8 protein-coding genes are annotated in these 12,068 nt (G+C 64.3%); 6 read left to right on the top strand and 2 right to left on the bottom strand.

Going from position 1 to position 12,068, the window contains the following annotated elements; all coding sequences use genetic code 11:
* From JOZ76_RS32435 to JOZ76_RS32410, 6 genes are all read left to right on the top strand, one after another.
* On the top strand, positions 1 to 1,986 hold a 1,986-nt coding region (locus JOZ76_RS32435; protein ID WP_291705470.1), incomplete at its 5' end, for a bifunctional transaldolase/phosoglucose isomerase.
* 16 nt (positions 1,987 to 2,002) lie between these two features.
* Positions 2,003 to 3,007 carry a phosphogluconate dehydrogenase (NAD(+)-dependent, decarboxylating) gene (gene gnd, locus JOZ76_RS32430; protein WP_291705469.1) on the top strand — a complete coding sequence of 335 codons (1,005 nt, stop codon included), beginning with the start codon at positions 2,003 to 2,005 and terminating at the stop codon, positions 3,005 to 3,007.
* A 5-nt stretch (positions 3,008 to 3,012) separates the two neighbouring features.
* Positions 3,013 to 4,530 carry a glucose-6-phosphate dehydrogenase gene (gene zwf / locus JOZ76_RS32425; protein ID WP_441300141.1) on the top strand — a complete coding sequence of 506 codons (1,518 nt, stop codon included), beginning with the start codon at positions 3,013 to 3,015 and terminating at the stop codon, positions 4,528 to 4,530.
* Positions 4,527 to 5,069: a gluconokinase gene (locus JOZ76_RS32420; protein ID WP_291705467.1), complete on the top strand. Its 543-nt coding sequence runs from the start codon at positions 4,527 to 4,529 to the stop codon at positions 5,067 to 5,069. Before zwf ends, JOZ76_RS32420 begins: the two co-directional genes overlap by 4 nt.
* Complete coding sequence (locus JOZ76_RS32415) at positions 5,066 to 5,878, top strand: HAD family hydrolase (RefSeq protein ID WP_291705466.1); 813 nt, start codon at positions 5,066 to 5,068, stop codon at positions 5,876 to 5,878. The genes JOZ76_RS32420 and JOZ76_RS32415 overlap by 4 nt, the downstream gene beginning before the upstream one ends.
* 193 nt (positions 5,879 to 6,071) lie before the next feature.
* Positions 6,072 to 7,805 carry an adenylate/guanylate cyclase domain-containing protein gene (locus tag JOZ76_RS32410; protein ID WP_291705465.1) on the top strand — a complete coding sequence of 578 codons (1,734 nt, stop codon included), beginning with the start codon at positions 6,072 to 6,074 and terminating at the stop codon, positions 7,803 to 7,805.
* 131 nt (positions 7,806 to 7,936) lie between these two features.
* On the opposite strand, the gene JOZ76_RS32405 is transcribed toward JOZ76_RS32410, so the two are convergent.
* Together JOZ76_RS32405 and malQ are read right to left on the bottom strand one after the other, a co-directional pair.
* Positions 7,937 to 9,742 (bottom strand): glycoside hydrolase family 15 protein, encoded by a 1,806-nt coding sequence (locus JOZ76_RS32405; RefSeq protein WP_291705464.1) that lies wholly within the window; start codon positions 9,740 to 9,742, stop codon positions 7,937 to 7,939.
* Positions 9,743 to 9,776: 34 nt separating this feature from the next.
* The gene (malQ, locus tag JOZ76_RS32400; protein ID WP_291705463.1) at positions 9,777 to 11,720 is read right to left on the bottom strand and encodes a 4-alpha-glucanotransferase; all 1,944 of its coding nucleotides are present in this window, start codon (positions 11,718 to 11,720) and stop codon (positions 9,777 to 9,779) included.
* Between the last annotated feature and the right edge of the window lie 348 nt (positions 11,721 to 12,068).

Here is a 12,068-nt window from a genome sequence, read left to right as displayed (position 1 = left end):
CTCTATGTCGAGGAGTTGATCGGGCCGGACACCGTCAACACCATGCCGCCGGCGACACTCGAGGCGTTTCGCGACCATGGCCGCCTGCGCAACAGCCTCGAGGAAAACATCCACGACGCCGAGCATACGCTGGCCGAACTCGAACAGGCCGGCATCTCGCTCGACGAGATCACCGCCGACCTCGTCGAGGATGGCGTCAAACTGTTCGCCGATGCCGCCGACAAGCTTTTGGGCGCGGTCGCCCACAAGCGCGCGGCCGTGCTGGGCACCGGCCTCGACCGCCAGCAGATGGCGCTCGCGGACGACATCGGCAAGGCCGTCGACAAGGCCGCCGAGGAATGGCGCGCCTCGGCCAAGGTGCGCAGGCTCTGGCAGCGCGACAATTCGGTGTGGACCGGACAGGACGAAGATAGATGGCTCGGCTGGCTGACCAGCCCAGAGGCGGCCGATATCGCCGACTACGAGGATTTCGCCAAGCGGGTGAAGGGCCAGAAATTTTCCGACGCGGTCGTGCTCGGCATGGGCGGATCGAGCCTCGGCCCGGAGGTGCTGGCGCGGACCTTTGCAAAAAAATCCGGCTTTCCGAAACTGCACGTGCTCGACTCGACGGACCCAGCCCAGGTGCGCCACCTGGAAGAGAAGATCGACATCGCCCGCACGCTGTTCATCGTCTCCTCGAAGTCGGGCGGCACCACCGAACCGAACGCGATGAAGGACTATTTCTTCGCGCGCGTCAGTGAAGCGATCGGAGGCGACAAGGCCGGCCACCGCTTCATTGCCGTGACCGATCCCGGCTCCTCGCTGGAGAAAGCCGCAAAAGAGCTCGGCTATGCGCGCGTATTCTACGGCGACCCCACGATCGGCGGCCGCTACTCGGTGCTGTCGCCGTTCGGCCTGGTGCCGGCGGCGACCGCAGGGATCAGCGTGCGGAGCCTGATCCAGCACGCGCGCGCCATGGCGCGCTCCTGCGGCGCGGACGTGCCGCCTGCGGAAAATCCCGGCGTCAAGCTTGGCCTCGCGATCGGGCTCGCTGGGCTCGAAGGCCGCGACAAGGTGACTATCCTGTCGTCGGCCGCTATCGCCGATTTCGGTGCCTGGGCGGAGCAGCTGATTGCCGAATCCACCGGCAAGGAAGGCAAGGGATTGATCCCGATCGACGGCGAACCGCTGGGCGCGGCCTCGGTGTACGGAAGCGATCGCTTCTTCATCGACATCAGGACCGAGGACGAGTCCGATGCCGAACATGATGACAAGCTCGCCGCGCTGGAGCAGGCCGGCCATCCCGTGGTCCGGATCGTGATGAAATCGGCCGACCACATCGGACAGGAGTTTTTCCGCTTCGAGATCGCAACCGCCGTGGCGGGCAGCGTTCTCGGCATCAACCCGTTCGACCAGCCCGACGTCGAATCGGCAAAAATCAAGACGCGCGAACTGACGGCCGCCTTTGAAAAGACCGGCGCGCTGCCGACGGAGACGCCTGCCCTCTCCACGCCGGAGGCCGATCTTTACACCGACGACGCCAATGTGGCGGCACTGCGAGAGAAGGGCGCCGATGGCAGCCTGGCGTCCTGGCTGAAGGCCCACCTCGCCCGCGCCGAAGAGGGCGACTATGTCGCGCTGCTGGCCTATGTCGAGCACAACGCTGCGCATATGGATACGCTGCAGGCCGTTCGGCTTGCAGTTCGCGACCAGCGTCATCTCGCCACTTGCGCGCAGTTCGGCCCGCGCTTCCTGCATTCGACCGGCCAGGCCTACAAGGGCGGTCCGGACGAAGGCGTCTTCCTGCAGATCACCGCCGACGATGCAAGCGACCTTCCGATCCCCGGACAGGAAGCGAGCTTTGGCGTCATCAAGGCGGCGCAGGCGCGCGGCGATTTCGACGTGCTCACCGAACGCGGCCGCCGCGCCCTGCGGGTGCATCTGAAAGGCAGCCTGAAATCCGGACTGAAGCTGCTGGATGACGCGATCTCCGAAGCTCTGAACTGAGAACAGGGACAAGAACATGCAGCTCGGCATGATCGGCCTGGGGCGGATGGGCGGCAACATCGTTCGCCGCCTGCTAAAGAGCGGACATTCGGCTGTGGTCTATGACAAGGATCCGAAGTCCGTTGCGGCGCTTGTCGCCGAAGGCGCGGTTGGCGCAGCGACGCTGGAAGAGTTTACAGCCAAGCTCGACAAACCACGCACCGCCTGGGTGATGCTCCCGGCGGGCAAGATCACGGAAGCAACGATCGAAACCCTGTCGACGCTGATGCAGGCGGATGACGTCATCATCGACGGCGGCAATGCGTTCTGGCAGGACGACGTGCGGCGTGGCAAGGCGCTGCAGCCGCGCGGCATCCACTATCTCGATGTCGGCACATCCGGCGGCGTCTGGGGGCTCGATCGGGGTTATTGCATGATGATCGGCGGCGAGAAGGCGGTGGTCGAGCGTCTTGATCCGATTTTTGCGGCGCTCGCGCCCGGCCGCGGGGAGATTCCATCCACACCGTCGCGCGAGGGCCGTGATCCCCGCGTCGAGCGGGGCTACATCCATGCCGGTCCCGTGGGCGCGGGCCACTTCGTCAAGATGATCCACAACGGCATCGAATATGGCCTGATGCAGGCCTATGCCGAAGGCTTTGATATTCTTAAGAACGCGGGCAGCGAGGCGCTGCCGGCCGGGCACCGCTTCGACTTCGACCTCGCCGACATCGCAGAAGTGTGGCGGCGCGGCAGCGTGATTCCGTCCTGGCTGCTCGACCTCACTGCCTCGGCGCTGGCGAAAAATCCGACGCTGCAAAGCTATTCTGGTTTCGTCGAGGATTCCGGCGAGGGCCGCTGGACTGTCAATGCCGCCATCGACGAGGCGGTGGCGGCGGAAGTGCTGACTGCCGCGCTGTTCGCGCGTTTCCGCTCGCGCCAGGATCATACCTTCGCCGAAAAGATCCTTTCGGCAATGCGCGAGGGGTTTGGGGGCCACAAGGAGCCGCCGCATGATGCGGCAGGCAGCACCAGGAAGGCCTGATGTCGATGCCGGACGGCCAGCCAGCTCACCACAAGCCGGAGGCTTGCGCCTTCGTCATTTTTGGCGCCACAGGCGACCTCACCCACCGCCTCGTCATCCCGTCGCTCTACAACCTCGCTGCGTCAGGCCTGCTGCCCGACCCGTTCTGTGTTGTCGGCGTGACCCGCAGGCCGATGGAAAGCCGGGCCTTGCGCGACGGCTTCTTGAAGGGTCTGCACGAGTTCGCGACCCGTCGTGTGGACGACCGCATTGCCGAAAAACTGCTCGAATGCGTCACTGCCGTCGCGGCCGATCCCGCCGAACCGGAATCCTTCGGGGGGCTGAAGCAGCAACTCGAAAAGCTCGAAGCCGCGCGGAATACCGGCGGCAACCGCCTGTTCTATCTCGCCACTCCGCCCAATGCATTTGCGCCGATCGCGCGCGAACTCGGCCGCACCGGCCTCGTCAAGGAGGACGGCCGCGCGTGGCGGCGGCTCGTGGTCGAAAAACCGTTCGGAACCGATCTTGCATCCGCTGAGGCGCTGAATGCAAAGCTGCTCAAGATCCTGGACGAGCATCAGATCTACCGGATCGATCATTACCTCGGCAAGGAAACGGTGCAGAACATTCTGGTGCTGCGCTTTGCCAACGGCATGTTCGAGCCGATCTGGAACCGGCATCACATCGATCACGTGCAGATCATGGTGGACGAGAACCTCGGCGTCGGCCATCGCGGCAACTTCTATGACCAGACCGGCGCGCTGCGCGACATGGTGCCGAACCATCTGTTTCAGCTATTGTCGCTGGTCGCGATGGAGCCGCCGGCGCGCTTTGATGCCCACACCGTACGCACGGAAAAGGCCGAAGTGCTCCAGGCGATCCAGGTTCCGACCGCGGCCGAGGCGCTGAGAAATTCCGTGCGCGGCCAATACACCGCGGGTAGCGTCGATGGCGAAGAGATCATCGACTACCGCCGCATCAATGATGTCGGGCCGGACAGCATCACCGAAACCTTTGCCGCGCTGAAACTGACCATCGACAATTGGCGCTGGGCCGGCGTGCCGTTTTATCTGCGCACCGGCAAGGCGCTCGGGCACAAGCGCACCGAGGTGGCCATAAAATTCCGTCAGGCGCCGCTCTCGATGTTCGCCTGCACGCCGGTGGAAAAACTCGCGGAGAACTATCTCGTGGTCGGCATCGCGCCCAACGAAGGCATCACGCTGCAGTTCAACACAAAAGTCCCCGGCCCGGCCGTGATGGCGAGCGGGGTCGAGATGAAGTTTCGCTACAAGGACTATTTCAAGGCCGAGCCCTCGACCGGCTATGAGACGCTGATCTATGACTGCATGATCGGCGACAACATCTTGTTCCAGCGCGCCGATGGCGTCGAAGCCGGCTGGCGGGCGGTGCAGCCTTTCCTGGACGCCTGGAAGAAAGCCGGCGCCGATGGCCTGGAGTTCTATGCGGCGGGCAGCCAGGGACCGGAGGGGGCGTTCGACCTGATGAAACGCGATGGCCGCAAATGGCGGACGCTTGACCCATGACGACCTGCGCGCTGATCGTGATGGGGGTGTCCGGTTCAGGCAAGAGCACGGTCGGGGAAGCATTGGCCCAGCGCCTTACCTGGCGCTTCGAGGACGGCGACAAATTCCATCCCGCAAGCAACGTGACGAAGATGCACGCCGGCATTCCCCTGACCGATGACGATCGCTGGCCGTGGCTCAAGGCCATCGCGGATGAGATCGACCGGGGCTGCGAAGCCCGCTCACCCGCGGTCATCGCCTGCTCCGCGCTGAAGCGCGCCTATCGCGACGTGCTCGTCCACGGGCGAGGTGATGTCCGGATCATCTATCTCAGGGGCGACCAGGCCCTGATCGCGCGCCGGCTCGCGCAGCGAACGGGCCATTTCATGCCGCCCGGACTTTTGGCCAGCCAGTTTCAGACGCTGCAGCCTCCGAGCGACGACGAAGCCGCCATCGCCGTATCGATCGATGCGCCGGTCGCGGCGATCGTGGACGAGGTGGTCCATCAATTGCAGCCGGCGCCTGCCGAAACTCCTCACTCAACCGGAAATCCCGCATGACCCGCATCGCGCTCGTCGTCTCCGACGTCGACGGCACCCTGCTGACCAAGGACAAGACCATCACTGAGGCCGCCAGGCAGGCGGCACGCCGGATCCATGCCGCCGGCATCGGCTTCACCATCACCTCGAGCCGCCCGACCATCGGCATGCGTTTCCTGATCGAGCCGCTCGCGATCATGCTTCCGATCGGCCCATTCAACGGCAGCGCGATCGTCGACCCGCAGATGAACCCGATCGAACAGCATCTGATCCCGGTCGCCGCCGCCGAGCGCAGTATCGAGGTGCTGGAGCGGTATGGCGTCGACATCTGGCTGTTCACGCTCGATACCTGGTTCACGCGCAATGCCGCGGGCGAGTATGTGCCGCACGAGGTGCGGGCGATCCGGACCGAGCCGACCGTCGTCAAGGATTTTGCGCCATATGTGGCGCGGGCCTGCAAGATCGTCGGCGCCAGTTCGGATTTCGAGCTGCTCAGGCGCTGCGAGACCGACATGCGCGCAGCGCTGGGCGAACAGGCCACCGCGGTGCGCTCGCAGAACTACTATCTCGATATCACCCCGCCCGGCCGTGACAAGGGCACCTTCGTCGCCACCATGGCGCAGCGGCTCGGCATTTCCGTCGATGCGGTCGCGACCATCGGCGACATGGCAAACGACATCGCAATGTTTGCGGCCAGCGGTCTCTCGATTGCGATGGGCAACGCCCATGACGAAGTCAAGGCGCGGGCCAAACTGGTCACGGCCACGAACGAAGACGAAGGCTTTGCCAAGGCGATCGACATGATTTTGGAGCGCAGCGCGGCGGGCTAGAGAAGAAGAGTTGTGCTGCCGCGACACTGGCGGTCGGCGCCCTCTCCCCGCATGCGGGGAGACGTGAACCCCGTCCTGGTCAGGCCGACCTTTGTCTATCAGACCCGATGATCCGTTGGCGTAATGGCCGGGATTGTTGCATTCTCCGGGGATGCAAGCTCCCACAGCCACACGTTTTGCGCCCATGCACTGGATGTTCCGACCATCGATCAGGCGAAAGATCGTCGGCATCGCCGTCGGCCTGATCGTTCTCATGGTGCTCACCTCCGCCGTCTCGGCGTTCATGGCGGGAACGGTCGGCCATCTCCTCGACGAGCTCAATGACCGGTACTTCCCGGCCTACGATCACCTGGCGCGGGCTAACATCAAGTCGCTCGAGCGCGCCATCGCGCTGCGCCGGATGATGATCGCGAAGATGCAGCCGGAGCCCGACGAAGCGGGCTATGCCGCCCGCCTGAAGGCGTACCGGGAGGCAGACACCGAAGTCGAACGGGAGGGACAGGAGGCCCGGAAACTCATCAACGCCATCATCGACGACCCGACGACGCCATCCGACAACGCGGCGCTGGGACGGATCGACGACCGGATCGAGAACGCGATCGACGAGGCCCGCAAGCAGTTGAGCGAGCAATCAGCCCAGTTGCTTCGCCAGCTGGATGCAAAGGATTTTGCCGCGGTCAGGGAGACGCTCGAACGCGTCGATGCGATGCGCGACGAGTTCACCCAGAGGATCGACGCCATCCGCGCCGACATGCTGAAGCAGGTCTATGCGTCGAGCTCCGTCGTGATCCGCAATCAGCGCCGGGCCATGCTGATCTCGGTGATCGTGACCGCACTTGCCGCGACGATTGGACTCGGCTTCGCGCTTGTTGTTTCGAGCGGAATTACGCGGCCGGTGCGGCAGCTTCTGGAAGGCACGCGCCATGTCGAAGCCGGCGACCTCGACCGCCCGATCAGCGTCTCCACCGCGGACGAGATCGGCCAGCTCTCGCTCGCCTTCAACCGGATGGTCGAGCGGCTGCGGCGCAACGAACAGATCAGGGAGACGTTTGGCCGCTATTTCGATCCAAGAATCGTCGAGGGCATGATCGACAACCCGGCGCTTTCGACCACTCAGGGACAGCGCTGCGTCATGACGGTGCTGTTCTGCGACCTCAGGGGATTTTCGGCGCTCAGCGAGGGCGTCACGCCGCAGGGTCTGGTCAAGATCATCAATCATTACCTGACCACGATGTCCTCCCCGGTCCGCGTGCATCGGGGCATTCTCGACAAATATATCGGCGATGCCATCATGGCCTATTGGGGCCCGCCCTTCGTCGAAGCCGCCGAACAGGCCGAGCTCGCCTGCCGCGCCGCGGTCGACATGATCGACGCCGTGGCCACCCTGCGCAGGGAGCTGCCGGAGCTGCTCGACGTGCGGGCGATCCCGATGCAATGCGACGTCCGGATCGGGGTCGCCACCGGCGACGTGCTGGCCGGCAGCATCGGCTCGGCGTTCATGATGAGCTACACCGTGATGGGCGATGCGGTGAATCTGGCCTCACGCCTGGAGGCGGCGAACAAGGAATACGGCACCCGCTCGCTGGTCTCGGAGGGCGCGATCGCGACGGCAGGTGCATCCGTCGAGGTTCGCGAGGTCGACCGCCTGATCGTGTTCGGGCAGACGCGCCCGCAGGCCGTGTTCGAAATATTGGGACGGACGGGCGCGCTGACGCCGGCGCAGATGACTCTCCGCGAACACTATGCGCGAGGTCTCGCTGCCTACCGGAAGCAGCAGTGGGACGAGGCGCGCAAAGCGTTCGGCGCGGCGCTCGAGATCGCCCCGGACGACGGACCTTCGCTCACGCTCCTCAAACGCATCGACGTGTTCGAGCGCAAGCCACCCCCAGCCGACTGGGACGGCTCCTGGACGATGGAACATAAGTAGAGGTGGACTGATTCTACGGCAGGTTCGCTCTTGGGATGCGCTCGACTGCTTCCACGAACTCGTCATGCCCGCGACAAGCCCGCCATCACGACCGAAAAAACGTTGGAAGCCTTTTCGCCTGAGCTTGTGAGCTACGTCGAGCGCTGCATCGCGGGTTTCTCACTGGCATGCTTGGCGCGGCTGAGGTTTTGCGCGGTATTGATCAGCGCGATGTGCGTCAGCGCCTGCGGGAAATTACCGGTCTGCCGCCGCGCGCCGGGATCGTACTCTTCGGCAATCAGCCCGAGATCATTGGCGAGCGCGACCACGCGATCGAACAGCGCCTGGGCTTTTTCGGCATCCCCGCCCAGTACATAGGCATCGGCGAGCCACAGGCTGCAGGCCAGGAAAGCGCCCTCGATCGGCTGCACCTCCCGCGTCACCTCGCGGGGATCGTGCCGCAGCACAAAACCATCGCGCATCATGTGCTTCTCGATCGCCTGGACCGTGCCGCGGATGCGCGGATCGGTCGGCGGAAGGAAGCCGACGGCCGGCAGCAGCAGCACGCTCGCGTCCAGCATTTTCGAACCATAGGATTCGACGAAGGCATTCTGGCCGGGATCAAAACCCTTTTCGCAGACATCGTGGTGGATCGCATTGCACAGTTTTCGCCAGCGATCGCGCGGCGCCTTGAAGCCAAACGCGTCGGCGCTCTTCAGCGCGCGATCGAAGGCGACCCAGGCCATCACCTTGGAGAAGACATAGTGCCGTCCTGCCCCGCGCCGCTCCCAGATGCCGTGATCCGCCTCCTGCCAGACCTCGGCGAGGTGATCGAGCACCGCGCATTCGAGCGCCCAGGTGTTGTTATCGAGCTTCAGCTTGGTCATCCGCGACTGGTGGAATACGTCGAGCAGCTCGCCATAGACGTCGAGCTGCACTTGCGCATGCGCCGCGTTGCCGATTCGGACCGGTTTTGCGCCTTCGTAGCCGGGGAGCCAATTCGCCTCCCATTCCAGCAGGCGGCGCTGCCCCATGATGCCGTACATGATCTGCATGTTGTCAGGCGATCCGGCCACCGCGCGGAGCAGCCAGTTGTGCCAGGCGGAGGCTTCTTCGGTGTAACCCGAGTTCATCAGCGCAAGCAGCGTGAAGGTGGCGTCTCGCAGCCAGCAGAAACGATAGTCCCAGTTGCGCGCTCCGCCCAGCTTCTCCGGCAGTGAGGTGGTCGGAGCTGCGACGATGCCGCCGGTCGGCCCATAGGTCAGCGCCTTCAGCGTGATCAGCGAGCGCAGGACCAGATCGCGATAGTCGCCGTCATGGTTGCAGCGATCGCTCCACTCGGTCCAGAACCGCTCGGTCTCCTGCAGCGCGCGCGCCGGATCGATCGGTTTTGGCAGCGGCAGATGCGACGGGCCATAGGTCAGCACGAACGGGATGGTTTCGCCGGCCCCGATCTCGAAGTCGGCGACCGTGGTCATGTTTTCCCCCCGGGTTTCGACGGGCGTGCGCAGCACCGTCATGTCCTGTCCGCAGATCGCGAGCAGCGCGGAGCGATCCTCCGTTCGCTTGACCCAGGGAATGTCGCAGCCAAAGCCGAAGCGGATCACGAGCTCCATCCGCATCGCCATCCGGCCCTCGATGCCACGGACGAGGCGAACGACGTCGGAGGCCTCGCCGCGCGGCGGCATGAAATCGATCACGGCAACGATGCCGTCGGCCGTCTCGAAGCGGGTTTCCAGGATCAGGGTCTTGTCCCGGTAGCGACGCGCGACCCTGGCTGTCTCGTCCTTTGGGGCGATCAGCCATCGGCCGTTCCGCGCCGTGCCGAGGATCGCGGCAAAACAGGCGTCGGAATCGAAGGCTGGCCAGCATAGCCAGTCGATCGATCCGTTTCGGCCGACCAGAGCTGCGGTTTCGCAGTCGCCAATCAGTCCATAATCCTCGATCCTGCAGGGCATTCTGGCCCTTCCTGGAAACGGTGTTTCAACACGCTTAGTTCTTGGCGCGCTCGGCCGTCGCAGCTCTGAGCGCGGCGACGTCGACCGTAGCCTCGATTTCCCCCAGCGCGACCGGCAGACGCTGCCGCCAGTTCGGGTGCTCGTCGATGGTGCCGGGAATGTTGGGCTGCTCGACTACGCCAAGCAGATCCTCCAGCGCCACGGCCAGCAGGCGCGACGGCGTGCGCGCCAGAAAGCCGATCACCGAAGCGAAATCGTGCCTGTCGATGCTGTGCCCCTTGAGGATTTCGTCCAGCATGCCGAGCGCGCGCCAGCGCGCATCATCGGTTTCGCCGGGATCGATCCCGAGCCCGCGTTTCCGCTTCAGATCGCCGAAGGACCGCCAGCCGGCATAGGTCGACAGGTCGTGGGTGTTGAAGGTGATCAGCGCATTCGGCGCATAATGATCGAGGCCGAAGAAACGGCCATCATCGTCGCGCTCGAACAGCATCACCTTGTAGGACCAGATGTTCCAGTCAGCCATGTCATCGCGAAAGCCCGGCGGTACGGTGCCGAGATCCTCGCCAATGACAACGCAGCCATGGGCGACGCTCTCCTGTGCGATGACCGCGAGCAGCGCCTCCAGGGGCATCTGCACATAGGCGCCCTTCCTTGCCGGGAACCCATGCGGAATGAGGTAGAGCCGCTTCAATCCCAGCACGTGGTCGAGCCGGATCGCGCCGGCGTAACGCATCGACGCCCGCAGCATGTCGCGGAATGGCTCGAAGCAACGGAGTTCGAGACCGGCGGCGTTGAAGCCGGCCAGGCCCCAGTTCTGGCCAACCGTGTTCAGCGGGTCCGGCGGCGCGCCCACAGCGAGCGAGCGCGAGATCGCGGCCTGCTCGTTCCAGGCGTCAAAACCGTCGGACTGCACGCCGACGGCCACATCGAGGTAAAGGCCGACCTTCATGCCGAGCCGGTCGGCCTGCGCCTTGCAGGCGCGGAGCTGCCGGTCGGCCGTCCATTGCACATACTCCACGAACTCGATCTCATTCGCGTCCGCTCCCGCGCGCAGGCGGTCGCAAGCCGCCTGGTCCGGCCGCCGCCATTCCTGCGGCCATTCCCACCACGGCGTGTTGAAGCGGTGCCGCAGCACCTCGAAACAGGCGAAACGCTGCAGCAGCACGCCGCCTTCGGCGCGGAAATTCGCAAAATCCCGCAGGCGCTCCGGGGCGCGTTCGGCACGGAACGCCGCGAAGGCCGCGCGCAGCGCTTGCCATTTGAGCGCGGCGACGCCGGCATAGTCTACGACCGCACTGCGCCGCAGCGGCCCGAGATCATCGCTGCCGGGACCTGGCCGGTAGTCGCTGATCGTCTCGACATCGATGTAGAGCGGGTTCAAGAACAACCGGCTGTTCGGCGAGTAGGGGCTGCAATCGGTCGGCCGGTCATCAAACAGAGCATGCAGCGGATTGAGGCCGACACCATCGGCACCCAGGCGGCTTGCGAGTTCGATCAATGCCGAAAGATCGGTAAAATCACCGATGCCCCAATTGCGTGCAGATCTGACGCCGTACAACTGAACGGCCAGGAGCCAGCCCCGATTAAACTCGCCTCCAAAGGCGCGTTCCGGCGCAACCAGGAGTGGCACCTCTTCATCGGCGGACGCCGCATCCGTCATCCGCAGGCGATAGGAGCCGACCGGAAGATCCTGCGGCCAGACGATGACCCCCTCGTTGGTCACCCCCCGGGCAATCACCTTGCCGCCACCCGCGATCTCCCAACCCAGCGGAAGCCTGACCGCCTTGCTCAGTTCGGTCTGGCTCGCCCGCCCGCTGCGAACCACGACCGAACCTTCGATGATGTGGCGTGGTGTCCGGTTCGGGAAGGCATCGACGATGATTTTCAATGCCGTTTCGTCGGTGACGTGGCGTTGACCCTGACCGTCGAAAAATTCGGTGAGGATCCCGAGATCGCGGGCTTGGGCGGAAAGGTTCATTCGGCACACGGTTTTGTAGGTAAGGACGTCAGGAATCCAGTGGATTCCCGAGGTTGCGTAGGGCGATAGCCATACCCAACTCTTGGCAGGCAACGCGGTTCCCCGTGGGAACCAATCGCCACCAAACGGCATTCTAGAGAGTTCTGCAATCTCTGTCTTCGCGCTGGTGGTCCGTTCCAACATTCGCGCACCATCAACGCGGGCACGTTTGCGAATGTTTGAATCGAAGGACCACCCGCAAGCGATTATGGTGGTGGGACTTCGGATTGGCGTTCGCTTCGAGGGCTCGCGGAAATGGTTGAGCGAACGTCAAATCCGCTCCATCACCGAAGCGGGGGCGTATCTAAA

It is taken from the genome of Bradyrhizobium sp., from assembly GCF_019244115.1.
In the GTDB taxonomy this organism is placed as follows: Bacteria; Pseudomonadota; Alphaproteobacteria; order Rhizobiales; family Xanthobacteraceae; genus Bradyrhizobium.
Note: the sequence above shows the minus strand (reverse complement) of the source record. Positions and strands in the feature narration are given on the sequence as shown.